Annotated in this window: 23 protein-coding genes and 2 tRNA genes; 13 read left to right on the top strand and 12 right to left on the bottom strand. The window is 65.3% G+C overall.

All coding sequences use genetic code 11. The annotated features are described in order from the left end of the window. Positions 1-68: 68 nt before the first annotated feature. Positions 69-142: transfer RNA gene (locus CH276_RS01980), tRNA-Gly, on the bottom strand. A gap of 170 nt (positions 143-312) precedes the next feature. Between CH276_RS01980 and CH276_RS01975 the strand changes: the two genes are divergently transcribed. The 5 genes from CH276_RS01975 to clpX all read left to right on the top strand — a co-directional run bounded on the left by CH276_RS01975 (position 313) and on the right by clpX (position 4,870). Next, positions 313-386: transfer RNA gene (locus tag CH276_RS01975), tRNA-Pro, on the top strand. Positions 387-489: 103 nt separating this feature from the next. Next, positions 490-1,869 (top strand): trigger factor, encoded by a 1,380-nt coding sequence (gene tig / locus CH276_RS01970; protein ID WP_032394780.1) that lies wholly within the window; start codon positions 490-492, stop codon positions 1,867-1,869. An 83-nt stretch (positions 1,870-1,952) separates the two neighbouring features. Beyond that, positions 1,953-2,603, top strand: coding sequence for an ATP-dependent Clp protease proteolytic subunit (locus CH276_RS01965; protein WP_082073666.1), 651 nt, complete (start codon positions 1,953-1,955; stop codon positions 2,601-2,603). A 47-nt stretch (positions 2,604-2,650) separates the two neighbouring features. Further along, positions 2,651-3,292 (top strand): ATP-dependent Clp protease proteolytic subunit, encoded by a 642-nt coding sequence (locus CH276_RS01960; RefSeq protein WP_094631072.1) that lies wholly within the window; start codon positions 2,651-2,653, stop codon positions 3,290-3,292. Positions 3,293-3,589: 297 nt separating this feature from the next. Next, a complete protein-coding gene (clpX, locus tag CH276_RS01955) occupies positions 3,590-4,870 on the top strand; it encodes an ATP-dependent Clp protease ATP-binding subunit ClpX (RefSeq protein WP_032394600.1) in 1,281 nt (426 codons plus the stop codon). A gap of 79 nt (positions 4,871-4,949) precedes the next feature. On the opposite strand, the gene CH276_RS01950 is transcribed toward clpX, so the two are convergent. The 3 genes from CH276_RS01950 to CH276_RS01940 all read right to left on the bottom strand — a co-directional run bounded on the left by CH276_RS01950 (position 4,950) and on the right by CH276_RS01940 (position 7,985). Beyond that, positions 4,950-5,762: an N-acyl homoserine lactonase family protein gene (locus CH276_RS01950; RefSeq protein ID WP_254924273.1), complete on the bottom strand. Its 813-nt coding sequence runs from the start codon at positions 5,760-5,762 to the stop codon at positions 4,950-4,952. An 8-nt stretch (positions 5,763-5,770) separates the two neighbouring features. Beyond that, the gene (locus tag CH276_RS01945; protein WP_032394599.1) at positions 5,771-7,129 is read right to left on the bottom strand and encodes an MFS transporter; all 1,359 of its coding nucleotides are present in this window, start codon (positions 7,127-7,129) and stop codon (positions 5,771-5,773) included. Between the two features lie 178 nt (positions 7,130-7,307). Beyond that, positions 7,308-7,985, bottom strand: a complete 678-nt coding sequence (locus CH276_RS01940) for a TetR/AcrR family transcriptional regulator (RefSeq protein ID WP_094631073.1) — start codon at positions 7,983-7,985, stop codon at positions 7,308-7,310. Between the two features lie 110 nt (positions 7,986-8,095). Between CH276_RS01940 and CH276_RS01935 the strand changes: the two genes are divergently transcribed. Then, positions 8,096-8,983 (top strand): shikimate dehydrogenase, encoded by an 888-nt coding sequence (locus CH276_RS01935; RefSeq protein WP_094631074.1) that lies wholly within the window; start codon positions 8,096-8,098, stop codon positions 8,981-8,983. After that, positions 8,980-10,866: a sugar phosphate isomerase/epimerase and 4-hydroxyphenylpyruvate domain-containing protein gene (locus CH276_RS01930; RefSeq protein ID WP_094631075.1), complete on the top strand. Its 1,887-nt coding sequence runs from the start codon at positions 8,980-8,982 to the stop codon at positions 10,864-10,866. Before CH276_RS01935 ends, CH276_RS01930 begins: the two co-directional genes overlap by 4 nt. Before the next feature lie 17 nt (positions 10,867-10,883). Here the strand turns inward: CH276_RS01930 and CH276_RS01925 are convergent, their stop codons facing one another. From CH276_RS01925 to pcaH, 6 genes are read right to left on the bottom strand one after another with little or no spacing between them, the layout of a single operon-like run. Continuing rightward, a complete protein-coding gene (locus CH276_RS01925) occupies positions 10,884-12,095 on the bottom strand; it encodes an acetyl-CoA C-acetyltransferase (RefSeq protein ID WP_032394595.1) in 1,212 nt (403 codons plus the stop codon). Continuing rightward, complete coding sequence (locus CH276_RS01920; protein ID WP_094631076.1) at positions 12,088-12,909, bottom strand: IclR family transcriptional regulator; 822 nt, start codon at positions 12,907-12,909, stop codon at positions 12,088-12,090. Before CH276_RS01920 ends, CH276_RS01925 begins: the two co-directional genes overlap by 8 nt. Beyond that, a complete protein-coding gene (gene pcaDC / locus CH276_RS01915; protein ID WP_094631077.1) occupies positions 12,906-14,087 on the bottom strand; it encodes a bifunctional 3-oxoadipate enol-lactonase/4-carboxymuconolactone decarboxylase PcaDC in 1,182 nt (393 codons plus the stop codon). Before pcaDC ends, CH276_RS01920 begins: the two co-directional genes overlap by 4 nt. Continuing rightward, entirely contained in the window at positions 14,084-15,433 is a 1,350-nt protein-coding gene (gene pcaB, locus CH276_RS01910) for a 3-carboxy-cis,cis-muconate cycloisomerase (protein WP_094631078.1), read from the bottom strand. Before pcaB ends, pcaDC begins: the two co-directional genes overlap by 4 nt. Positions 15,434-15,456: 23 nt before the next feature. Next, on the bottom strand, positions 15,457-16,095 hold the full coding sequence (pcaG, locus tag CH276_RS01905) for a protocatechuate 3,4-dioxygenase subunit alpha (protein ID WP_032394591.1): 639 nt from the start codon (positions 16,093-16,095) through the stop codon (positions 15,457-15,459). Next, entirely contained in the window at positions 16,088-16,804 is a 717-nt protein-coding gene (gene pcaH, locus CH276_RS01900) for a protocatechuate 3,4-dioxygenase subunit beta (protein ID WP_032394590.1), read from the bottom strand. Before pcaH ends, pcaG begins: the two co-directional genes overlap by 8 nt. A 108-nt stretch (positions 16,805-16,912) precedes the next feature. Here pcaH and CH276_RS01895 point away from each other — a divergent pair, with 108 nt between their 5' ends. After that, positions 16,913-17,662 carry a CoA transferase subunit A gene (locus tag CH276_RS01895; RefSeq protein WP_217901406.1) on the top strand — a complete coding sequence of 250 codons (750 nt, stop codon included), beginning with the start codon at positions 16,913-16,915 and terminating at the stop codon, positions 17,660-17,662. Further along, positions 17,659-18,306 carry a CoA transferase subunit B gene (locus tag CH276_RS01890; protein ID WP_094631079.1) on the top strand — a complete coding sequence of 216 codons (648 nt, stop codon included), beginning with the start codon at positions 17,659-17,661 and terminating at the stop codon, positions 18,304-18,306. The genes CH276_RS01895 and CH276_RS01890 overlap by 4 nt, the downstream gene beginning before the upstream one ends. Here CH276_RS01890 and fdhD read toward each other — a convergent pair. Both fdhD and malQ read right to left on the bottom strand, forming a co-directional pair. After that, a complete protein-coding gene (gene fdhD / locus CH276_RS01885; RefSeq protein WP_094631080.1) occupies positions 18,283-19,128 on the bottom strand; it encodes a formate dehydrogenase accessory sulfurtransferase FdhD in 846 nt (281 codons plus the stop codon). The two genes, CH276_RS01890 and fdhD, sit on opposite strands and share 24 nt — an antisense overlap. Before the next feature lie 34 nt (positions 19,129-19,162). After that, a complete protein-coding gene (malQ, locus tag CH276_RS01880; protein WP_052049369.1) occupies positions 19,163-21,334 on the bottom strand; it encodes a 4-alpha-glucanotransferase in 2,172 nt (723 codons plus the stop codon). A gap of 84 nt (positions 21,335-21,418) precedes the next feature. On the opposite strand from malQ, the gene CH276_RS01875 reads away from it, so the two are divergent. The 4 genes from CH276_RS01875 (at position 21,419) to CH276_RS01860 (ending at position 25,565) form a co-directional block, all read left to right on the top strand. Beyond that, positions 21,419-22,174, top strand: coding sequence for an FUSC family protein (locus tag CH276_RS01875; protein ID WP_094631081.1), 756 nt, complete (start codon positions 21,419-21,421; stop codon positions 22,172-22,174). A gap of 154 nt (positions 22,175-22,328) precedes the next feature. Then, a complete protein-coding gene (locus CH276_RS01870) occupies positions 22,329-22,760 on the top strand; it encodes an ATP-binding protein (protein WP_045194606.1) in 432 nt (143 codons plus the stop codon). Then, positions 22,760-23,545 (top strand): SigB/SigF/SigG family RNA polymerase sigma factor, encoded by a 786-nt coding sequence (locus CH276_RS01865; RefSeq protein ID WP_032394586.1) that lies wholly within the window; start codon positions 22,760-22,762, stop codon positions 23,543-23,545. Before CH276_RS01870 ends, CH276_RS01865 begins: the two co-directional genes overlap by 1 nt. A 28-nt stretch (positions 23,546-23,573) precedes the next feature. After that, positions 23,574-25,565: an alpha/beta fold hydrolase gene (locus CH276_RS01860; RefSeq protein WP_094631082.1), complete on the top strand. Its 1,992-nt coding sequence runs from the start codon at positions 23,574-23,576 to the stop codon at positions 25,563-25,565. Positions 25,566-25,570: the final 5 nt, after the last annotated feature.

Below are 25,570 nucleotides of genomic sequence, written 5' to 3'. Positions count from 1 at the left end.
CAATTCGGACACCGTCCAGGGTACGCGGACACGAAAAAGCCCCGCACCAGGAGTGCGGGGCCTTTCGGTGGAGCCGATGACGAGAATCGAACTCGCGTAGCCTGTTTGGAAGACAGGGGCTCTACCATTGAGCTACATCGGCGTGCAAACAACAGTCGTGGGATCGCCAGTTCCGTCGCCTGCGTTTCAAGACTGTACCCAACGCCGACGCCGGATTCCAAACCGGCCCGCCGCGAGCGGTTCGTCCGAACGTCATCGGTGGGGCGCCCACGGGGGGCTACTATCGGTTGCTGTTCAATGGTGTCCGTACGACGGGGTGTGGCGCAGCTTGGTAGCGCATCCGCTTTGGGAGCGGAGGGTCGCAGGTTCAATTCCTGTCACCCCGACAAAATAGAGCCGCAGGCACGGCTCGCCGTGTTCGTGGCGAGCGAGAGCAGACAGCACACCGGAACCACCAGCAAGCAAGAACCACCAGAAGGAGCATGTCCCGTGAAGAGCACCGTCGAGCAGCTGAGCCCGACGCGAGTCCGTATCAACGTTGAGGTGCCCTTCGAGGAGCTCAAGCCTGATTTCGACCGCGCGTACAAGGCTTTGGCTCAGCAGATCCGCCTCCCCGGCTTCCGTCCCGGCAAGGCTCCGGCCAAGTTGCTCGAGGCTCGTGTCGGCCGTGGTGCGGTTCTCGAGCAGGTCGTCAACGACGCTCTTCCCTCTCGCTACTCCGAGGCCGTGACCAACGAGAAGGTCAAGGTCATCGGCCAGCCCGAGATCGAGATCACCAAGATCGAGGACGGTACCGAGCTCACGTTCACCGCCGAGGTCGACGTCCGCCCCGAGATCGATCTGCCCGACTACTCGACCATCAGCGTCGTCGTCGATCCGCTCGAGATCAAGGACGAGGCCGTCGACGAGCAGCTGCAGTCGCTGCGCCAGCGTTTCGGCACCCTGACCGGTGTCGATCGTCCCGTCCAGTCGGGCGACTTCGTCTCGATCGACCTCTCGGCCACCGTCGACGGCGAGAACGTCGAAGAGGCGACCGCGAGTGGGCTGTCCCACGAGGTCGGCTCCGGCCAGCTCATCGAGGGACTCGACGACGCGATCATCGGCGTGTCGGCCGACGAGTCGAAGGAATTCACCTCCACTCTCGTTGCCGGTGAGTACGCAGGCAAGGAAGCCGTCGTCACGGTCAAGGTCGTGTCCGTCAAGGAGCGCGAGCTGCCCGAGGCCGACGACGAGTTCGCTCAGCTGGCCAGCGAGTTCGACACGTTCGACGAGCTGCTCGCCGATCTGAGGACCCGCGTCGAGCGAGTCGCGAAGGTCGAGCAGGCCGGTCAGATTCGCGACAAGGTGCTCGAGACGCTGCTCGACACGATCGAGATCCCGGCTCCCGAGGCCGTCGTCAAGGCCGAGGTCGATTCCCAGGTGCACGAGGCCATCCACGGCCTCGACCACAACGAGGAAGCACTCGCCGAGCTGCTCGAGTCGCAGGGTTCGAGCCGCGAGGAATTCGACAAGGACGTCAAGGAAGGTGCCGAGAAGTCGGTGCGCACCCAGCTCCTTCTCGATGCGATCGCCGAGGCCGAGAACACCCAGGTCGGGCAGGAAGAGCTCACCGAGCGAATCATCTTCCAGGCGCAGCGCTACGGCATGCCGCCCGAGCAGTTCATTCAGCAGGTGCAGCAGGCCAACCAGCTCGGTGCCGTGTTCGCCGATGTCAAGCGCGGTAAGGCGCTGGCTTCGGTCGTCGAGCGCGTCACCGTGACCGACACCACCGGCGCGAGCGTCGACACCGCAGAGCTGTTCGGCAGCCCCGCCGATGCTCCCGACGAGGTCGAAGCAGCAGATTCTTCCGAGGGCGAACAAGAGAAGTAACGCTCACAGCGAACGACGGCGGTTCCGGGACTCCGGAGCCGCCGTCTTTCGTTAGTGTCTGTGTCAGGAACCAACGATTTGTTATGGAAAAGGCAGGTACCGTGACTGTTCAGAATCCGGCGGCTTCGCACCAGCAGAGTCCCGTCATGACTTCGGCTGCAGCAGGGCTGAATCTCAGCGACTCCGTGTACGAGCGTCTGCTTCAAAACCGCATCATTTTCCTCGGTACCCAGGTCGACGACGACATCGCCAACAAGTTGTGCGCTCAGATCCTGCTGCTCTCGGCCGAGGACCCCACTCGCGACATCGCGCTGTACATCAACTCGCCCGGTGGCTCGGTCACCGCGGGTATGGCCATTTTCGACACGATGGAATTCGCCGAGTGCGACATCGCGACCTACGGAATGGGTCTGGCTGCCTCGATGGGTCAGTTCCTGCTCTCTGCCGGTGCCAAGGGCAAGCGCTACGCCCTGCCGCACGCGCGCATCATGATGCATCAGCCTTCGGCCGGTATCGGCGGCAGTGCCTCCGACATCGCCATCATGGCCGAGCAGTTCGCGCACACCAAGCGTGAGATGGCTGAGCTCATCGCCCAGCACACCGGCCAGACCGTCGAGCAGATCACCGAAGACTCAGATCGTGACCGCTGGTTCACGGCGCAGGCGGCCAAGGAATACGGGTTCGTGGACCACGTCGTCAGCCGTGCGCGGCAGGCCGGCGGAATCGGCGAGTAACTCGGCCGCTCCCGGCGACCCTCGATCACTTACATCTTGGAGAAACGATGACAAACCTGTTCGACCCCACTCAGCTGCCGTCCTCCCGATACATTTTGCCCTCCTTCGTCGAGCACTCCAGCTACGGCGTGAAGGAATCGAACCCGTACAACAAGCTGTTCGAGGAGCGCATCATCTTCCTCGGCGTCCAGGTCGACGACGCGTCCGCCAACGACGTCATGGCGCAGCTGCTGGTGCTCGAGGGCCTCGACCCCGACCGAGACATCACGATGTACATCAACTCGCCCGGTGGCTCGTTCACCTCGCTGATGGCGATCTACGACACGATGCAGTACGTCCGCGCCGATGTTGCGACCGTCTGCCTCGGCCAGGCCGCGTCGGCCGCGGCCGTCTTGCTCGCCGCAGGCACTCCCGGTAAGCGTGCGGCGTTGCCCAACGCGCGCGTGCTGATTCATCAGCCCTCGAGCGGTGGCATTCAGGGCCAGGTGTCCGACCTGGAGATCCAGGCCGCCGAGATCGAGCGCATGCGTCGACTCATGGAGACCACCCTCGGCCGCCACACCGGCAAGGATCCCGACGTCATCCGCAAGGACACCGATCGCGACAAGATCCTCACCGCGGAACAGGCCAAGGACTACGGAATCATCGACACCGTGTTCGAGTACCGCAAGCTCTCTGCCCAGAAGTAGCAGAGCGAGTATCACCGGTCGGACCTGACGGGTCCGGCAGAAGATTCCGACGCCGGGCGTGAGTGTGAAACTCCGCCCGGCGGTCGTGATCGACGACCCGAATGGTCCATTCGACGAAATCGGGTGGCGAATCACCGGAAACAACCCGCCCATGTTCGGCGAACACGGGTACCGTCGCATCCAAGAACTCGGTCGACCGAAGTCGGCATGACGACAGACCGAGAAGTAGCCCACGAAGGTTTCGGCCACACCCGGTCGGCGTGGGTCGTACGCGGACAAGGAAGTAGGAACCTCCGAATGGCACGCATCGGTGACGGTGGCGATCTGCTGAAGTGCTCCTTCTGCGGCAAGAGCCAGAAGCAGGTCAAGAAGCTCATCGCTGGACCAGGGGTGTACATCTGCGACGAGTGCATCGACCTCTGCAACGAGATCATCGAAGAGGAATTGGCCGAATCGAGCGAGGTCAAGCTCGACGACCTCCCCAAGCCCTCCGAGATCAAGGACTTTCTCGAGAACTACGTGATCGGTCAGGACGCTGCCAAGCGCACATTGGCCGTAGCGGTCTACAACCATTACAAGCGCATCCAGGCCGGTGACAAGGCACGCGACGTGCGAGGCGAATCCGTCGAACTGGCGAAGTCGAACATCCTGATGCTCGGACCGACGGGGTGTGGAAAGACATACCTCGCGCAGACCCTGGCCAAGATGCTCAACGTGCCCTTCGCCATCGCCGACGCCACCGCGCTCACCGAGGCCGGATACGTGGGCGAGGATGTCGAGAACATCCTGCTCAAACTGATCCAGGCCGCGGACTACGACGTCAAGCGGGCCGAGACCGGCATCATCTACATCGACGAGGTCGACAAGATCGCTCGCAAGAGCGAGAACCCGTCGATCACGCGTGACGTGTCCGGTGAAGGCGTGCAGCAGGCGCTGCTCAAGATTCTGGAAGGAACTCAGGCCAGCGTGCCGCCGCAGGGTGGTCGCAAGCATCCGCATCAGGAGTTCATCCAGATCGACACCACCAACGTGCTCTTCATCGTCGCCGGTGCATTCGCCGGACTCGAGAAGATCGTCTCCGATCGGGTCGGCAAGCGCGGGCTCGGATTCGGAGCCGAAGTTCGCTCGAAGGCCGAGATCGACACGCAGGATCACTTCGCCGAGGTCATGCCGGAGGATCTGATCAAGTTCGGTCTGATTCCCGAGTTCATCGGGCGACTGCCGATGATCGCGTCGGTGACGAATCTGGACAAGGAGTCGCTGGTGACGATTCTGTCCGAGCCGAAGAACGCGCTCGTCAAGCAGTATCGCCGTTTGTTCGACATGGACGGCGTCGAGCTCGAGTTCACCACCGAGGCCCTCGAAGCGATCGCGGACCAGGCCATTCTCCGTGGAACCGGTGCTCGTGGACTGCGCGCCATCATGGAAGAAGTTCTGCTTCCGGTGATGTACGACATCCCGAGCCGCGACGACGTGGAGAAGGTCGTCGTGACTGCCGAGACCGTGAACGACAACGTGCTGCCGACCATCGTGCCGCGCAAGCCCGAGCGTCCGGAACGCCGCGACAAGTCCGCCTGATACGCGCCGGCCGAGCTGCCGAACAACGACGAATCCCCGACCTCATCGCGAGGTCGGGGATTCGTCGTTTTCGCTGTGTTCAGCCGATGATCACCGCGTGCGCGCCGGGAACGTCGGTCAACGCGGCGAATCGGTCTCGAACCAGGGGGTCGTGGCCGGGCACGACGGTACCGGAGCCGGCGGCGAGCTCTCGGATTCGGTCGAAGGCCCCGTACATGTCCGGCAACGCGTGCAGGATCGCGAACGGGCTGTCGTCCTCGAAGTTCTCGTAGAAATGACTGGCGTCGGAGGCCAACACCACCGGGCCGCGGTCGGTGTTCACCCTGACCACCTGCATGCCTGCAGTGTGTCCGCCGACGGCGTGCACGGACAGCCCGGGGAACAGGTCGAGATCGCCGTCGACGAGGTCGAGTCGACTGCCGCGATCGGCGGTTTCGATGTGTTCGGTGTCGGCTCGCGAGTGCAACCAGTGCTCTCGGGTGATGCGGGCGGCCCACGGCCCGGTCCAGTACTCGAGTTCTCTGCGCTGCACCACGTATCGTGCGATCGGGAGCTCCGCGACGACCCCGGTGTGGTCGTAGTGCAGGTGGGTCAGGATGCAGGTGTCGATGTCGTCCGGTGTCAGGCCGAGCTCGCCGAGCAGGTCGATCGGCGATCCGTGATAGTCGAGCCCGTCGACAGATTCTGCTGTGGCAGCGGATATTCCGGCGTCGATCAGCACCGTGTTGTTCTTCGAGAGGGCGAGCCACACGTAGTAGGCCACCGTCTGGCTTTCGGTACTGCGTTCGTCACGTTGGTGAAAGAGGTTGCTGCGCAATGCCGTTCGACTGGCATACTGCAGGGCGAGCACCGTCCAGGTGCCCGCCGCTGCAGGTCGAAGTGCGTCGATCACGATGTCGGTCAGACGGACGCGACGCGCGCGCTGTCGGTGGTGCGGGTCCGAACGCCGAGCTCGTCGGTGGGGGTACGGAAGGTCTCCTTCGAGGTCGCGACGATCACGACGTTGATGGTGCAGAAGACCGCGGTGACGATAGCGACGGGTAGCCACGCACCGATCTCGGCTCCGGCGATCGCGCCCGCGATGGTCGGCGCGAATCCTGCGATGGCGAAACCGATCTGGGTTCCCAGTGCGGTTCCGGTCAGGCGGACCCGGGCTGGGAACATCTCACCGTAGAACGAGGGCCAGACGCCGCCGGTGGCGCTGTGCACGAAACCGAACATCACGATGCCGAAGACGAAGATGAGAACGTAGTTGCCGCTCGAGATGGACCACAGGTAGCCGAACATCAGGATCGCGCAGCCGATGGAGCCGAAGAGGAACACCGGCTTGCGACCGATGCGATCCGACAGTGCACCGAAGAAGGGCAGTGCGAACAGTGCGACGACGTTGGCGAGAACGCCGACCCACAGCATGGGGGTGCGTTCGAGGCCGACGGTGTTCACGGCGTAGGACAGCGCGTAGACGGTGAAGATCGTGCTGACCGAGGCGATGACTGCGGCCAACATGACGCGGACCACGGCCGACCCATGCTCGCTGAGCAGTTCGGCCACGGGCAGGCGCTGCGGCTCGGTCGAGGCCTTCTCTTCCTCGAAGACCGGGGTCTCGTCGAGCGAACGGCGGATGACGAAGGCGGCGACGACGACGAAAGCGCTGAGGAAGAACGGGATTCGCCAACCCCAGCTGAGCAGTGCCTCCTCGGGGAGCATGGCGACGGGCAGGAACACGGCGGTGGCGAGAATCTGTCCGCCCTGAGTGCCGCTGAGGGTGAAGCTGGTGAAGAACGCGCGCCTGTTGTCCGGGGCATGTTCGAGCGTCATCGAGTTCGCTCCGGCCTGCTCGCCGCCGGCGGAGAATCCCTGGCACAACCGAAGCAGCACCAGGATGATGGGAGCGGCGATGCCGATGGATTCGTACGACGGCAGGACGCCGACGCCCAGGGTGGCGATTCCCATCAGCAGGACCGTGGCGACCATGACCTTCTTGCGTCCGTACCGATCACCGATGTGGCCGAGGACCAGTGCGCCGAGCGGCCGTGCGAGGTATCCGACGCCGAAGGTGGCCAGGGCCAGCAGGGTGCCGGTCGCCGGGTTGGAACCCGGGAAGAACACGCGGCCGAAGACGAGCGCGGCGGCCGTGCCGTAGATGAAGAAGTCGTAGTACTCGAGGGCGCTTCCGACCCATGCGGCTGTCGCCGCTTTGCGCGGGTTCGCCCCGGGGCGAAGCGGCGTCGGGTGGGTGCCGGGGGTGTGCGAATCCATCGTTCTCGTGTCTCTCTTCGTGAGGCGGGGGAGCGTAGGCGCTGGTCGACGATGCGTTCTCGGCAATCGGACCGCTAATGTACTAAATGGTTAACACCGGGTGCCTCTGAATACTGAACGTGATCCATGCCACGTGTCAACCCCTGACGTGACGAGACCTACCGAGAAATCGCGAATTTCAGCGAGAAGGCGAGGTCAGGAACGCGATGATCATGTCGCCGAGCATCGAGCGCAGCCGGTCTCGATGCCGGGGATCGGTGAGGTCACGGCCGAAGAGGGCCTCGAAGGTGTATCGATTCGACAGGCGGAACACACAGAAGCTGCTGATCGTCATGTGCACGTCGAGGGCATCGACGTCCGTCCGGAACACGCCGTCCGCCTGGCCTCGCGCCAGGATGCTCGACAGCAGCTCCGCGGCGGGATTGCCGAGGTTGCTCAATGCCTCGGACGTGGAGATGTGTTCGCCGCGAAGGATGTTTTCGGTGGAGACCAGGCGAATGAAGTCGGGATTTTCCTCGTGATGGTCGAATGTCAGCGATGCGATGGCACGAATGGCCTCGACCGGTCCGAGGCCTTCGACGTCCACGTCTCGTTCGCGCTCGCGAATGCGCATGTACGACCGTTCGAGCACGGCCTTGTACAGGCCTTCCTTGTCGGTGAAGTAGTAGTACAACATTCGCTTGGTCGTGTGTGTCCGCTCGGCGATCTCGTCGATGCGCGCTCCTGCGAAGCCCTTGTCCGCGAACTCCTCGGTGGCCACCTCGAGGATGTTGTGCCGGGTCAGGTCGCTGTTGCGTCGACGCTTGACGCCGTGTCCGCTGGTGTCGTCGGACGTGTCGGTTGCGCGCGGAGCCATGGATCAACTCTATCGGCGCCGATTGTGGCGAAAGGGTTGGGCGCGAGGCAGCCGCGTAGTACCGTCGAGCTAGTTCACCAATTCGTACATTAAGGCTCGAGGAGATCGACATGCCGGAATCCCTGCTCTGCGGACTGATCGGGACGGGTATCGGCAAGTCGCTCACACCCGCGATGCACGAACGAGAGGGCTCCGAGCACGGGCTGACCTACCAATATCGGATCATTGACCTGGACAGCCGTGGACTGACCGTAGAGGACCTTCCCCGTCTCGTCTCCACCGCAGCGGACCTCGGATTTCGGGGACTCAACATCACGCACCCGTGCAAACAACGCGTCATCTCCTCTCTCGATGCGCTCTCCGAGGACGCCGCCCGACTCGGAGCCGTCAACACCGTGGTGTTCGCCGACGGCCGGGCCGTCGGCCACAACACCGACTGGTCCGGATTCGATCGCAACTTCGGCCGCGGACTACCCGGTGCCGACATCGGCGACGTGGTGCAACTCGGTGCCGGGGGAGCAGGGGCGGCCGTCGCCTACGCGATGGCCCGCCGCGGCGCAGGCAGGCTCACCCTCGTGGACGCCGATCCGCTGCGGGCACAACAACTACGGAAATCTTTGTCCGTGATGTTCCCGGACGTCGAGATCCTCTCGGCGGGCCTCGACCGGCTCGCCGCCGTTCTCGACACCGCGACCGGCCTGGTGCATGCCACCCCGATCGGAATGGTCGAACATCCCGGATCTGCTGTGCCCGAGTCACTGCTGAACCCGAGGATGTGGGTCGCCGAGGTCGTGTATCGGCCCGCCGAAACCGAATTGCTCGCTGCTGCATCCCGAGCTGGGTGCCGAACGCTCAGCGGAACCGGAATGGCAGTGTTCCAGGCCGCGGACGCGTTCGAGATATTCACCGGACGCACTGCGGACGCCGATCGCATGATCGCGCACATGAGCGCGCTGATCGCGCTGGAGGATCGCGCGACCGCAGGGGTTCTGGCATGACGCGCATCGCAACGTCGGTGGCCACGGTATCGCTCAGCGGTTCGCTGGACGAGAAGATGCGCGCCATCGCCGAGGCCGGGTTCGACGGTTTCGAGGTGTTCGAGCCGGACCTGATCAGCTCGCCCGACCTTCCCGAGGACGTCGCGAAGAAAGCAGCCGACCTCGGTCTGACCGTCGACCTCTATCAGCCCTTCCGTGACGCCGACTCGGCCGATCCGGAACAGTTCGCCCGCAATCTCGTTCGCGCCGAACACAAATTCGACGTGATGGAACAGCTGGGGTGCGATCTGCTGTTGGTCTGCTCCTCTCCGCTGGCCGGTGCCGTCCGTGACGACGCCCTGCTGGTCGAACAGATGGCAACCCTCGCCGAGCGTGCGCATCGGCGCGGAATGCGACTGGCGTACGAGGCGTTGGCGTGGGGTGCCCACGTCAACACCTACCGCCACGCCTGGGACATCGTCCGGCAGGTCGATCATCCCGCGCTGGGAACGTGCCTGGACAGCTTCCACATCCTCTCCCGCGGTGACGATTCCGCAGGCATTCGCGAGATCCCCGGCGAGAAGATCTTCTTCCTCCAGTTGGCCGATGCCCCGCACCTGGTGATGGACGTACTGCAGTGGAGCAGACATCACCGATGCTTCCCCGGTCAGGGCAGCTTCGATCTGGCGCGCTTCGGTGCCGATGTCGCGGCCTCCGGGTATTCCGGCCCGTGGTCGCTCGAAATCTTCAACGACGTCTTCCGACACTCCGACACCGGCCGCACGGCATCCGACGCGCACCGGTCGCTGCTGTACCTCCAGGAGCAGGTGCGCGGCGTCGAAACACCCACGGACGGAAACGATCTGTTCGCGCCGCCACCGCCGGGTCCGATCGAGAACGTCGTCTCCCTGCGGATCGCGGCCGGGCCTGCGAAAGCAGCGCAGCTGGGCACCACACTGCGGCACCTGGGCTTCGATCTCACCGCAGCACACAGCGAACACGGACTCAGCCTGTTCACCCAGGGTCCGCTGGCCGTCGCCGTCGATACCACGGTGGACACGTTGTGGACCGCGCCGGGTGTCCCGGCTCATCTACCGGCGTTGGCCCAGATCGGGGTTCGCAGCGAGCGCCCGGATCTGTGGCTGACTCGGGCCCGCGCACTGGGAGTCACCGCATCCACCGTCTCCATGCCCGGTGTGGCTGACGCGACCGATGCGGTGGTGCGTCTGGCCGTGACCGGTGCGACGTCGCTGGACCTACGCACCCGCGACAGTGCGGGTGCCTGGCAATCGGCGTTCGATCTGGTGCCGAGGGTGGTGGAGGAGAACCGGGCCTGCGTCACGCACGTGGATCACATCGCGCTCGCCGTGCCTGCCGAGAGCTGGGACGGGGTGATGCTGCTGCTGCGCTCGGTGTTCGGCATGGTGCCACACGAGGGCCAGGACGTCGTCGACGCGATAGGCCTGGTTCGCAGCCGAGCCCTCACCCTCGCCACCGCCAACGGCACGATTCGACTCTCGCTCAACATGGTTCCCGGCCGCCCGTCCGACTCGGACCCGCTTCCCGCGGCCCGGCGCGGAGGCGTCGGACACGTGGCGTTCGGATGCGAGGACATCCATGCCGCTGCGAGAGCGATGACCGAACGCGGGCTCACCCCGTTGCGGATCTCGCCCAACTACTATCGCGATCTCGACGCGCGATTCGGGCTCGGCCCCGAGACCCTGGACGCGATGCAGCGTCTGGGGATCCTGTACGACGCGGACGCGACCGGCGGCGAGTTCTTCCACTTCTTCACCGAGACCGTCGGCGACGACCTGTTCTTCGAGGTGGTCCAGCGCGTGGGTGGCTACGAGGGCTACGGAGAGACCAATTCGGCCGTGCGACTGGCGGCGCAACTGCAGTAGCAGTCACCGGACGGTGGTCAGCCGATTCGCTCGAACACCGCAGCGAGTCCCTGGCCGCCGCCGATGCACATCGTCTCGAGTCCGTAGCGGACCTCTCGGCGGTCCATTTCGCGCAACAGCGTCGCCAGAATGCGGGCTCCGGTGGCTCCGACGGGATGGCCGAGCGAGATGCCGGACCCGTGTGGGTTCAGTCGCGGATCGTCGGGGTCGATGCCCCAGGACCTGGTCACGGCGAGAGCCTGCGCGGCGAATGCTTCGTTGAGTTCGATGATGCCCATGTCGTCGAGACTCAGTCCCAGCCGTCCCAGAGCCTTCTCGCTCGCGGGGACCGGCCCGATCCCCATCGTGCGTGGAGCCACGCCTGCGACGCCCCAGCCGGCCAATCGTGCCAGCGGCCGAAGGCCCAGTGCGGCAGCTTTTTCCGGGGTGGTGACGATGGCGATGGCGGCACCGTCGTTCTGTCCGCTGGCGTTTCCTGCGGTGACGGTCGACTCGGGGTCGATCGACGCGCGGATCGCCTTCAGCTTCGCCAGTGACTCCACGGTGGTGTCGGCTCGCGGATGCTCGTCGGTGGTGACGAGCAACGGATCCGATCTACGTTGGGGGACCGACACTCCCACGATCTCCTCGGCGAACACACCGCTGTTCTGCGCGGCGACTGCACGTCGGTGGGACTGGACTGCGAGTGCGTCCTGATCGGCGCGGCTGATGGAGAACTCCGCGCGCAGGTTCTCTGCGGTTTCGATCATGCCGCCGGGAACCGGAAAGTTCTTGCCGCCCGCGGTCACTCGCGCCCGGGCGAGGCGGTCGGACAGAGCCACGGCCTCGGCCTTGACGCCCCAGCGCATGCCGGTGGCGTAGAACTCGGTCTGACTCATGCTCTCGACACCGCCCGCCAGCACCAGATCGTTGCCGCCGGACTGGACCTGCATGCACGCCTGCAACACCGCTTGCAGACCGGAGCCGCAGCGACGGTCGACCTGCATCCCGGGGACGTCGATACCCAGATCTGCATCGAGCGCGGCAATGCGTCCGATGGCCGGTGCATCGCCGTTCGGGGACGCCTGACCGAGGATTACGTCGTCGATGTCGGCACCGGAAATGCCCGTGCGGGTGACCAGTTCGGCGATCACCGCACCGGCAAGAGCCTGGGCGGAAATGTCCTTGAACTGGCCGCCGAAGCGACCGACCGGGGTCCGAAGTGGTTCGCAGATCACGGCATCAGGCATGGGTGGTTCCTCGCTTGTCGTTGGGTCCGGTGCTCACCCGGAGCAGGTCGATCTCGATGGCGCGGGTGGCGTCGAGCAGAGCCGGTAGCAGTTCGGTGCGCACCGCATCGGCGGAATGCCGCGCGGCCTGGGTCGAGACGTTCGCCGCTGCGACCACGGCTCCGTGTCCGTCGTGGATGGGAGCCGCGATGGAGCGCAAACCCTCTTCGAGTTCCTGGTCCACCAGGCAGAAGCCGTCGGATCGGACCCGGTCGAGTTCGCGGCCGAGCGCGTCGGCAGTGGTGATGGTCTTACCGGTGAGCGGAGTCAACCGCACCCGATCGAGGTATGCCGCGAGTTCGTCGGCAGGCAGTCCGGCCAACAGCACGCGCCCCATCGATGTTGCGAACGCGGGAAATCGGGTGCCGATGTTGATGCCGACGGTCATGATGCGGCTGACCGGAACACGGGCGACGTACACCACGTCGTCACCATCGAGAATCGAGACTGAGGACGACTCGCGCACTCGTTCGGCGAGAGCCTCCAGGTGCGGTCCCGAGACTTCCGGGAGCGACAGGCTCGACAGGTAGCTGTAGCCCAGCTCGAGCACTCGCGGGGTGAGCCAGAACATCGAGCCGTCGGTACGGACGTAGCCGAGTTCGACGAGGGTGAGCAGGAACCGCCGAGCAGTGGCTCGGGTGAGGTCGGTGGCTCGGGCGACATCGGAGAGTGTTCGACGCGGATGCTCGGCGTCGAAGGCTCGGATCACCGCAAGACCACGGCCCAGTGACTGGACGTAGTCCGAGGACGGCGGCGGCGATTCCGCGGAGTTCACGAGGTACCCGATTCGGTCTCGGCCGATGTCTCGGCGATGGCCGCGTTCGCGAGACCGAATGCACTGTTGCTGTTCGGAACTCCCGCGTACACCGCGGTGTGCAGGAACACCTCCGCCATCGTGTCCGGCGCAGTGCCCGCTCGCAGGGCGGCCCGAATGTGCATGTCGAGTTCGTGCTGGTTACCCACCGCCGTCAGGATCGCCAGGGTCAGCAGTCTGCGGGTGTGGTGATCGAGTCCTGGCCGATTCCAGATGTCACCCCATGCAGTGCGGGTGATGAAGTCCTGGAACGGTGCGGTGAAGTCGGTTCGCGCGGCGACGCTGCGGTCGACGTGCGCATCACCGAGGATGCTGCGCCGCACCGCCATTCCGGCATCGTGGGCAGCTGCGCGTCCGAGCGCATACGCATCCGCTCCGATGTGTGCGGCGATCGCCGCGGTGACGGGCCCGGCTTGTTCGACGTTGGCCAGGTGCGCGGCCGGGTCGAGAACTCGGAACGTCGATCCGATGACGCCGTCGGCGATGATCTTCAGGTCCTCGGGCGTGGTCGAGGGGTCCTGCCGGCCCGCGATCACCAGGGTCGGAGCGGTGATCCGGTTCAGATCCGAACGAGAGTCCCAATCCGACAACGCCTCACAGCATGCTGCGTAGCCCTCGTCGGACGTTTCAGCGATCATCCGGCGATGCCGGTCGACGAGATCGACGTCGCGAGCGGCCAGTTCGGGGGTGAACCAGCGCTGGAGGACGGCGTCGGCCAGGGACGCGGTTCCCGCCGACCTGACCGTTGCGGCCCGATCGAGCCATTGCGCCGGCTCACCGAACCTGGCCGAGGTGCACAGCAACGTCAGAGTGATCACGCGCTCCGGGCGATGGATGGCGATCCACTGCGAGACTGCGCCGCCGAGCGAGAGACCGACGATGTGAACACGCCGTAGATTCAGGGAATCGATCAGTGCCAGAACATCTTCGGCCAGTTCCGCGACGGAGTACGGACCCGACGGCACCGGCGATGCCCCGTGCCCACGAAGATCGACGGCGACCACATGGGCAGAAGCGGACAGTGGTCCGATCTGCGGGTTCCACATCGATCGGTCGGAGCCGAGCGATCCGATCAGCACGACGGTCTCCGCGTCGGCGCGGGGTCCTTCGGTGCGTTCGTGAGCAAGTGCGACGGTCATCGTGAATCCTTCGATTCTGTGGTGAGTTCGGTGTCGAGGGCGTGCTCGGCGAGGATCGCGTCGACCAGCTCGGGTGCGTGGCCGAGATACGCGGCGGGGTCGAGTAGTTCGCGCACCGTCGAGGGTGGCAGGAATGCCGTGATGGCAGGGTCGCTGTCCAGCGGCGCTCCCACCGCGCATCGCGCAGTGACTATCTCGCGGGCCTGCTCGGTGTGCGCTGCCAATGCCGCGGTGACACGTTCGGCGAGCAGCGCTCCACCCGTCGCATCGAGATTGCGGGCCATCGCCTCCGGATGAACGTGCAACCCGCTCAGGCTCTGCGCGAGTCGATGGGCGGCACCACCGGTGAAGCGCAGAAGATCGGTGATCGTCTCCCATTCGGCATGCCACGCTCCTGCGGCGCGCTGATGTTCGTGGTCCATGTTCGACAGCACCGTCGACACCGCACCCGGGACTCGCCGGGCCGCAGCCCGCGCGGTGATGGCCGCAACGGGATTTCGCTTGTGCGGCATCGCCGATGATCCACCCGGCGCGTCCTCCGAGACCTCGCCCAACTCGGTGCCGGACATCGCCACGATGTCCTGGGCGATCTTGCCGATCGTTCCTGCCGCGATGCCCAGGGAACACGCGATGTCGGCGATCGCGGTGCGGTCGGTGTGCCAGGGAGTGTTCTGTCGAGCCAAGCCCAGTTCGACGGCCATCGCCGCTGCGATGGCGGGTCCGTGCGGATACACGGCCGCGAGAGTGCCTGCAGCACCGCCGTACTGGACGGCGCACGCACGTCGAACGGCCGCGATCCCGGTCTGCGCGCGGCGTAACGCCGAGAACCAGTTCGCGGCCACCAGACCGAAGGTGGTGGGCAATGCCTGCTGTCCGAGAGTGCGCGCCGCCATCGGGGTGGTCCGGTGGGTCAGGGCGAGACCCCGCGCCGCCGTACTCGCGGCGTCGAGCGAGCCCTCGATCGCACCGAGCGCATCGCGGGAGACGAGCATCAGCGCGGTGTCCATGATGTCCTGGCTGGTGGCCCCGGGATGCACTGCCGTAGCAGGAACATCGGCCTCGGCCACCTCGCTGCGAAGGATCTTCACCAACGGGATCACCGGATTGCCTCCGGCCGCCGAATCCACTCCGAGCCTCGCGATGTCCAGTCCTGCTCCGAGTTCGGTCGCAACAGAGGTGACGACCTCGGCGTGAGCGGCCTGCACGAGACCGACCGTGACCGCGGCCCGGGAGAGCGCCGCCTCGACGGCGAACAACGCTGTCACCCAGGCTCGGTCGCCTACGAGCGGCGCAACGGTATCGCTACCGAACGTCGGATCGAACAGTGCCCCTCGCTCGGATTCCATCGTCCCCTCTCGGCAATCGTGTGTCACAGCGCGAAGAACGGAGTCTCGTCGCCGTCCGGATCGGTGTTCTGCAGCACGATGTCGAGGTGATACCCACCGTGCACCGGTGCTGCGACGAGTCTGGCACGCTTGTGCGCAGGCATGGCGGACAACACCGGATCGACCGCATTGGCCTCGACTTCGTCGGGAAAGTACACCCGTGTCACGGCTCGGTCGAGCATCCCGCGAGCAAAGACGCTGACGTCGATGTGCGGTGCTTCGACACGATCGTCCTCGGCCGGCAACGGTCCGGGCTTGATCGTGGTGATCGACATCGTCCCGGTCTCGTCCGCGAACGCGCGCCCGAAGCCGCGGAAACCGACGGTGCGTGACGCCACCGCGCCGCGCGGATCGTCGGGGTGATCGAACCGGCCGTCGGCATCGGCCTGCCAGGTCTCTATCATGGCGTCGGACATGGGGTTTCGGGCTCCGTCGATGACGGTGAACGAGACGGTGATCTCGCCGTCGGTGCCCTGCGGTACCACGCTCTCACCGTCGGGCCACAGCAGTCCGATATGGACGTAGGGACCCACTGTCTGAGACGGCGTCTGGCCGAACGGTGCGGTGGTGAAGTCGGCACCGGAGACCACCGGGTAGCGCGGGGCGAACTCGGGATCAGTCATCGTGGTCGTCTTCCTCGAAGGGGGTGGCGTTTCGGCCGCGGAGCACGATGTCGAATCGGAATCCGAGGGCCCAGTTGTCCTGTGTCGCTTCGTAATCGAACGCGCCGATCATTCGGGCTCGCGAGTCCTCGGGTGCGGCGTTGAAGATCGGATCCTGAAAGAACATGGGGTCGTCCGGGAAGTACATCTGGGTCACCAGTCGCTGAGTGAACGCCTGGCCGAACAGCGAGAAGTGAATGTGGGCCGGCCGCCACGCGTTGTGGTGGTTGCCCCACGGGTATGCGCCCGGCTTGATCGTGGTGAAACGGTATCGACCCTCGGCATCGGTGAGAACGCGTCCGGTGCCGTTGAAGTGCGGATCGAGCGGTGCAGGCCACCGATCGCCGGTGTGGCGGTAACGGCCGCCTGCATTGGCTTGCCACACCTCGACGAGGGTGTTCGGAATCGCCTTGCCGTCGCTGTCGAGTACGCGGCCGTGGACGATGATCCTCTGCCCTTGTGCCTCACCGCCGTTCGCCAGGGTGAGATCGGCGTCGGCGGCGGTGACACGTCCCTCGCCCAGCACCGGTCCGGTGATCTCGGTGAGTCGCTGGGGGAGCAGGGTCAGCGGCTGCGCCGGATGCCGAAGAGCGGTGGTCCGGTACTCGGGGAAGTCGAGCGGGGCATGGACCCCCGATTGATCCCGATACTCGGGCGGGAGAAGAAGCATCGAAGGTTCCTCACGATTGTGGTGATCTACGCAACAGACACCATAGCGAGATGTTCGCATTGTGGCAACCTGTTCATATTCCGCACAACATGCGGTAGCGTGCGTCTCATGTTGGACAAAGTCGTGGCCAGCGCCACCGAAGCCGTAGCGGACATTCCCGACGGATCGTCGATCGCCGTCGGCGGTTTCGGATTGGTCGGAGTGCCGGAGATTCTCATCGACGCCGTGCTCGTGCAGGGTGCGACCGATCTGGAAACCATCAGCAACAACTGCGGGACGGATGGCTTCGGCTTGGGAGTGCTACTGGCGCAGCACCGTATTCGCCGGACCATCAGCTCGTACGTCGGCTCGAACAAGGAGTTCGCGCGGCAGTATCTCTCCGGAGAACTCGAGGTCGAGCTCACCCCGCAGGGCACCCTCGCCGAGCGACTGCGAGCGGGCGGTGCCGGCATTCCGGCGTTCTTCACCCCCGCAGGGGTCGGAACTCAGGTCGCAGACGGCGGATTGCCGTTGCGTTACGACGGCAGCGGCGGTATCGCACTGGCCAGTCCTCCCAAGGAGACCCGCGAATTCGACGGTGTCACCTACGTGATGGAACGCGGAATAGTCGCCGACTACGCGCTCGTGCACGCATGGAAGGGCGATCGACACGGCAACCTGGTGTTCCACGCCAGTGCACGAAACTTCAACCCGCCGGCCGCCGAGTCGGGGCGCATCACCGTCGCACAGGTCGAGCATCTGGTCGAGCCGGGGGAGATCGGACCGGACGAGATACACACCCCGGGTATTCACGTGCAGCGGGTGGTCCATGTCGGACCGGTCGAGGTCGGCATCGAGCAGAGGACGGTACGAGCATGAGCGAGAAGATGACCCGCGAACAGATGGCGGCTCGGGTGGCGCAGGAACTCGGCGACGGTCAGTACGTCAACCTCGGCATCGGCATGCCGACTCTCGTGCCCAACTACATCCCCACCGACGTATCGGTGATCCTGCATTCGGAGAACGGAGTGCTCGGTGTCGGCCCCTATCCCACCGAGGACGAACTCGACGCCGAGATCATCAACGCGGGCAAGGAAACCATCACGGTCCTGCCCGGTGCGTCCTACTTCGACTCCGCGCAGTCGTTCGGAATGATCCGTGGCGGCCAGGTCGACGTCGCAGTACTGGGGGCGATGCAGGTCAGCGCCACCGGCGATCTGGCGAACTGGATGATTCCCGGGCACATGGTCAAGGGGATGGGTGGCGCGATGGATCTGGTGCACGGAGCGCGACGCGTCATCGTGATGATGGAACACGTCTCTCGCAAGGGTGAGCCGAAGATCCTCGAACGCTGCTCTCTGCCGCTCACCGGCAAAGGCTGCGTGCACCGCATCATCTCGGACATGGCCGTACTCGACGTCACCGAACGCGGACTGCGCCTGGTCGAGACCGCGCCCGGTGTGTCCGTCGACGAGGTCAGAAATGCGACCGCTGCCGAACTACTGGTGGACGCCGACGTCTGAGACGTGAACGCGGTGGGCGTGAGAGTAGATGTTCATGGACCTACCGCGGAGGAAGCCGACGACCGTCAAACCGGACTCGGTGGCGAGGTCGACCGCAAGCGAGGACGGGGCCGAGACCGCTGCGAGAATCGGTATTCCGGACATCACGGCCTTCTGGGCCAATTCGAACGAGGCGCGGCCGCTGACCATGAGCACTGTGGCCTGCAGGGGAATTCGATCGTTGGTCACCGCCCAACCGACCACCTTGTCGACGGCGTTGTGGCGTCCGACATCCTCACGTAGAACGAGCATCTCGCCGTCTGCGGTGAACAGGGCGGCGGCATGCAGACCGCCGGTGGCATCGAAGACCTTCTGCGCGGCCCGCAACGTGTCGGGTAGCCCGGACAGAGTATCGGACGTCACGACGACCGAATCGGCCACGGGGGAATGCTTGGTGCGCAATCGAATTGCGTCCAACGATCCCTTGCCGCACACCCCGCACGAGGACGTCGTGTAGAAGTTCCGTTCGACGCCGGTCTCCGGTGGAGCGACACCCTCGGCCAGGGTGACGTCGAGGACGTTGTAGGTGTTCGCGCCCTCGTCGTCGACCCCGTCGCAGTAGCGAGCCGCTGCGATATCGGCCCCCGAGGCGATCACACCTTCGGTCAGCAGGAAGCCGTGAGCGAGCTCGACGTCGTGGCCGGGAGTTCGCATGGTGACGGCCAGCGCTGTGCCGTCGACTCTCAACTCCATCGGCTCCTCCACCACGAGGGTGTCCGGGCGCTCGACGCGGTGCCCACTCCTGAGTCGGACGACGGGTCTGCGGGTAGTGATGCGGCCCATCAGTGTCGGTTGGATTCGCGGTGACGACGGTGACTCATTCTTCGATTGTGGACCCCGGCGTTCTCGGGCCGTCGACGCGGTCGGTCATTGCGTTCACCAACGACACCATGCGCGGGTGATCGACGAGGTCGTCGACGAGTACTCGCTTGCCTTCGGCGTCGGCCAACGGGATCTTCCAGTTCTCGTACTGGGTTTCGTCGGTGCCGGGCTGGTTCTGGATGCGATGTTCTCCGACTGCGTCGACGAGAGCGACACCGATCAGCAGGGACGGACTGCGCTGGACGAGGCGATGCAGAGCTTCCACCGTTCGGTGGTTGTCGGCGTCGGCGTCGAGCAATCCGCGCTCACGCGCCAGCTCGAGGACCGCCTCGCGTTTTTTCGCGTCGACCTCCTTCTCGGAGTCGATATCGCGTTCGAGAAGGCCGAGACGTGATCGCAGGTCGATGTGTTCGCCGTCGAGATATCCGGCCGTGGGCGGCAGGTCGTGCGTGGTCACCGACGTCAGACACAGACTGCGGTAGTTCTCGGGCGGGATCGGTCCGGATTCGTCGGCCTCGAACCACAGGATCGAGGTGCCGAAGATGCCGCGTTCGGTGAGGTACTCCTGCACCATCGGCTCGAAGACGCCGAGATCCTCACCGACGACCACCGCGCCTGCGCGTTCGGCCTCGAGGGCCAGGATGCCGATCAGGGCCTCGTGGTCGTACTCGACATACGTTCCGCCGCCTGCGTTCTCGGCCTCCTGCGGAATCCACCACAGGCGGAACAGGCCCAGGATGTGGTCGACGCGGATACCGCCGGCATGACGCAGGATCGTGCGCAGCATGTCCCGGTACGGCACGTATGCCAGCTCGCGGAGTCGGTCGGGATCCCACGGGGGTTGATTCCAGTTCTGGCCCTGCTGGTTGAAGTTGTCCGGCGGTGCGCCCACCGTGACTCCCGACGCGAGCACGTCACCGAGCGCCCACGCGTCGGCTCCGCCCCGCGCCACGCCGACGGCGAGATCGTGCATGATGCCGATGTCCATCCCCGCATCGAGCGCCGCACGCTGCGCGGCGGCCAACTGCTCGTCGCAGATCCACTGCAGCCACATGTGGAAGTCGATGCGCTCGGCGAGCTTGGTGCGCTGCTCGAGCACGAAGTCGGTCCGTGGGTGCGCTGCTCTGTCGGTCCACGCCGAATTCTCGGGTCCGAATTTCTCCGCCAATGCGCTCCACACCGCGAAATCGCGCAGTCCGGAACCCTCCCGTTCGACGAATGCACGGAATGCGGACTCGCGGGCCGGGCTTCGTTCCACTTTGTGAACACGTTCCAGGGCACGCAGTTTGGCCCTGAATGTCGAGTCTCGGTTCAGCTTCCCGGTTCGCTTGTTGGCCTTGTCGAAACGCTTCGCGGCTTTCTCGACCTTGGCGAACTGTTGCGGCGACAGCAGTGCGGTCTCGCGAATGTTCTCCACGCGGATGTAGAGCGAGTTGAAGAACCGGCGGGTGGTCGGCAGGTAGGGCGACGCCTCGACCGGTGTGGTGGGTCGGTCGGCGTGCAGCGGATTGACGAGAAGGTAGTCGAACCCGTGCTCGCGGCCCGCGATGTCGGCCATGTCCTCCAGGTCACCGAGATCACCGATTCCCCAGGACCGCTTCGATCGCACCGAATACAACTGAGTGAGCAAACCCGTGCGCTGCCGGTCTGCCAGTTCTGCATTGGGGGACAACGACTTCGGCGTGACCACCACAACCGTGTCCGAGGTTCGGACCGTGTTGTCCTCGCTGATCGTCGTCGCGGTCAGGCTGTGCCAACCGAGCGGTGCGCTGCCGGGAACGACGAACGTGGCGCGACCGATCAGGCGGCCGTCGACCTCACGGGGATCGACCCAGACATCGGCTTGGGTCACCTCGATGGTCTCGCCGTCCTCGGAGACCATCGAGACCTCGACCGGATTGCCGTGTGGCACATGCACCCACACCACTGCATCGGTGCCCTGGGTCGCCACTACCACCGGCGGAAGCAGACGCCGCCACGGCGCGTTCTCGATGTCGGCCCGAGCTCGGTCGACGTCCTCGGTCGATTCGGTTGCGTAGCCGCGCGCGGCGAGCACTCGACGCAGGGTGTCGTCGCTCACTTCGCGAACGGTGTCGTCCCAGCCTCGGTACGAGGTCGATGTGCCGAGACGTCGAGCGAGAGAGCGAAGTGCCTGCGAGTAGTCCACATCGATGATCGTGCCAGTTCGCTGCGTCCCCGTCACCCGGGCCGGGCGGTTTCGGGTCGACCGGGGTCGGGTGGGCGAACTGCGATGAGGTGGACACGACAGTCGGTCTCGCGAGACAGGACGATCGAAACCCTCGTCGTGTCCGCGAAAATGGCGGGTGCCGCGGCGGCGGCGTGGATTCTGGCCACCGAACTGCTGTCGATGTCGCAGCCTTTCCTCGCTCCCTACGCAGCGGTGTTCCTGATCGAGGTGACGATCAGCCGAAGCCTGCGCTCGGCGGCCGAGCAGATCGCCACGGTGACCGCAGGGGTTCTCGTCGCGGCACTCGTGGTTCGCATCGTCGGCCATCCAAGTGTGGCTCTGGCGGTCAGCGTCTTCGTCGGTGCGCTCGTGGGCCGTTGGTCGAAGTTCGGTACGAGCGGAATCTGGATACCGGTGACCGCGCTGCTGATGGTCACCTACGGATCGGCATCCGATCCGGTCGCCTTCGTGGACAGGATCGTCGAGCTCGCGGTTGGTGTGGCGGTGAACGCTCTCGCAGCACCGCCGCTGTACTGGCGGCAATCACAACACGCGGTGGAGTCGGTGCCCTCGGCCGCGGGATCCCTGTTGCGGGACGTCGCCTCGATCCCGTTCCGCCGTTCCACGCGCTCGGAGACGACGTCCGTGTCGCCGGTGCCGACTTCGTGCGTGCCCTGGCGGACGTGGTCGAGGGCCGGTGCGATGCGCGCCGTACCCAGGCGGACGTGGTCGACCGGGTCGCTGCGGCGGAAGAGACGTTGGCAGTGCTCGTGCACACGGTGGTGGCGTCCGGGCAGGGATCCTCCGGAGCGACGATGAGCGCAGGCAGGCTCGTGGGGCCGGCAACGGCAGCGCTCCGAGCGCTCACCTGACGCGTGTGTTGCTTCCGACTGCCAGGATTGAAACGCCGGGCGCTGGGTAGTCTGGCTCGGCGAACGGTAAAACGACTGCTCGGCGACGATGGGAAGTGCGGATGGCTGGGGTCAGCAAGATCGAAGAACTGGAGCGAGGTTCCGGTGCACCGGTCGAGCTGAGGGTGCGTGCAGAGGCAGACCAACTTCCTGTGGTTCGTGCCGTCGCCGAAACCCTCGCAGTGCTCAGCGACTTCACGCTCGACGACATCGCCGATGTGAAGTTGGTCGTCGACGAGGTGTGCTCGCAGCTGATCAAGGGCTCGGTCACCGATGCCGAGCTGTCGTGCATGTTCGCAGTGAGCGACTCCGGAATCCGAATCGTCGTCACCTCCACCCTGACACCCACTTCCGTACCGAAGAAGGACAGCTTCGGGTGGCACGTGCTGCAGACGTTGACCGACGCCATCGAACTGCGTGCCGACGACGCGGTCGACGACGAAGCAGGTCGCACGGTCGCGATCGACGTGGTCAAGCGGAGGAGCAAGGTCTAGTGCCTGTGCCGCACGAACGAAGCACACGGCGAGAGTCCGACGATTACAGCGACGTTGTCGCCCTGATCCAGCAGATGCAAGCGCTCGACGAGAATTCACCGCAGCGCCGAGTGCTGCGCGATCGCATCATCACCCGCTGCCTTCCTCTCGCAGAACACATCGCCCGCCGCTTCGGCGGTCGCGGCGAAGCACACGAGGACCTCCTGCAGGTCTCACGCCTCGGTCTGGTGAACGCGGTCGACAGATTCGACATCGAACGTGGTTCGGATTTCGTGTCGTTCGCCGTACCCACGATCATGGGCGAGGCTCGCCGGTACTTCCGGGACGCAGGATGGTCGGTTCGGGTGCCGCGGCGCATGAAGGAACTGAACTCGATGATCTCCCAGGCGGTGGGATCGTTGTCGCAGAAGCTCGGTCGAGCTCCGACTGCCAGCGAGATCGCCGTCGAGCTCGGGATCGACGTCAAGGAAGCCTCGCAGGCGTTGCTTGCGCGAAGCGCGTATCAGACCGTCTCGGTCGACTCGGTGGTCAGCGAAGATCGATTGCCGCTGATGGACACCCTCGGTGCCGACGATCCCGAACTCGAGAAAATGGAGAGCTATCTCGCGGTGCGCCCTGCGCTCGAGAAGTTGCCCGAGCGTGAGCGTCGCATCGTCGTGCTCAGATTCTTCGGGTCGATGACCCAGACACAGATCGCGGAGAAGGTGGGAATCTCGCAGATGCACGTCTCGCGAATCCTGGCTCGCACGCTCGCTCAGTTGCGTGAGGACCTCGGCGAGGACTGACAGCGGCCGGTGGAGCTAGGCTCGCTGGATGAGCATGTACGACGACGTCGACGAGTACATCGGAGCCCGTCGGGTCACAGGCCTGGCGGCATCGCACGATTTCTCGCGGGCGGTGATCGTAGTTGCCGCACTGGACGATTCGCGGACCGAGTATCGAACGTCGTTGTGGGAGATCGATGTCGACGGTGGTTCGCCGGCCCGACGCCTCACGCACGGCGAGTGGGGCGAGAGCGCTCCGGTGTTCACCCCGGCCGGCGACTTGTTGTTCTCCCGCCGATCGAGCAAGGACGATCCGGCCCGGTTGTGGATTCTTCCTGCCTCGGGCGGTGAGGCGCGAATGATCGAGACTCGGTCGGCCGGTCTGAGCGAAATCCGAAGCGCCCGTTCCGGACACGGGCTGGTCGGGTTCTCGCCGGTGTTCGGATCGTCGAGCACCGATGAGGACGACGATGCCCTGCGCACCGAGCGCAAGGCCAACAAGGTGGATGCAATTCTGCACACCGGGGTTCCGGTGCGTTTCTGGGATCACGATCTCGGTCCTGCCACCCCGCATCTGTTCGCCGGATCGACCGACGGCACGAAGGTGTTTCGTGATCTGACCTCGGATGCGGCCGGAGCTCTGCACGAGGCGGCGTTCGACATCAGTGCCGACGGTGCGTTCGTCGTGTCCACCTGGGCCGTACCCGGCGCTCTGGCGACCGTGCGGACGGTGCTGGTGCGCATCGACACCGCGACGGGGGAGCGCAGCACGATCGTCGACGACGTCGATGCCGATCTGGGCGCGCCGGCGATCTCGCCCGACGGTGCGTCCGTGGTGTTCGTGCGTGAATCGCTCTCCACTCCCGAGGATGCGCCTCGAATGACGCTGCAGCGCTACGACTTCGGGACTGCTTCCGTCGTCGATGTCGCGCCCGGCTGGGATCGATGGCCGATCGACCCGGTGTGGTTGCCGGACGGGTCGGGGGTGCTGGTGACCGCGGACGACGACGGCCGGTCGCCGATCTTCGTCGTCCGCGAGGGTGCGGAGCCGCGTCGGCTGACGAATACGAACGACGCCTACACCCACGTTCACGTGTCCTCGGACGGAACCAGGGTGCTCGCACTCGCCGCGTCCTATCTGGCCGCCCCGCATCCGGTGTCGATCGATCTGTCCGACGGCACCGTTGTGGACCTCGACACCTCCATCGACCGCAGTCCGTTGCCCGGAACTCTCACCGAGATCGACACCGTCGTCGGCGACGGAGCCCGGGTGCGCGGTTGGCTGGCACTGCCCGAGGGTGCCTCGAACGAGGAACCCGCACCGCTGCTGCTGTGGGTGCACGGTGGTCCGCTGAGCTCGTGGAACACCTGGTCGTGGCGGTGGAATCCGTGGCTGATGGTCGCCCGTGGGTACGCGGTGCTGCTGCCCGATCCGGCTCTGTCCACCGGGTACGGCCAGGAGTTCGTGCAGCGCGGCTGGGGCGCGTGGGGAAAGGCCCCGTTCACCGATCTGATGGCGTTGACCGATGTCGCAGCCGCGCTACCGCACATCGACGACACCCGCACCGCGGCGATGGGCGGATCCTTCGGCGGCTACATGGCCAACTGGATCGCCGGGCACACCGACCGGTTCGACGCCATCGTCACCCACGCGAGCCTGTGGGCGCTCGATCAGTTCGGGCCGACCACCGATGCCCCGTACTACTGGGCTCGTGAGATGTCTCCGGAGATGGCGGTGGAGAACTCCCCACACCTGTTCGTCGCGGACATCGCCACGCCGATGCTGGTCATCCACGGCGACAAGGACTATCGAGTGCCGATCGGCGAGGGCCTGCGGCTGTGGTACGAACTGCTCAGCGAATCCGGCCTGCCCGCCGACGACGAGGGCAACACCGACCATCGTTTTCTCTACTTCCCGGCCGAGAACCACTGGATTCTGAGTCCCCAACACGCCAAGGTCTGGTACGAGGTGGTGCTGGCATTCCTGGCGCAGCACGTGCTGGGCGAGAGGGTGTCGATGCCTCGAATCCTCGGCCACTAGAATCG

The organism is Rhodococcus sp. 06-470-2 (genome assembly GCF_002258235.1).
Lineage (GTDB): Bacteria > Actinomycetota > Actinomycetes > Mycobacteriales > Mycobacteriaceae > Rhodococcoides.
Note: the sequence above shows the minus strand (reverse complement) of the source record. Positions and strands in the feature narration are given on the sequence as shown.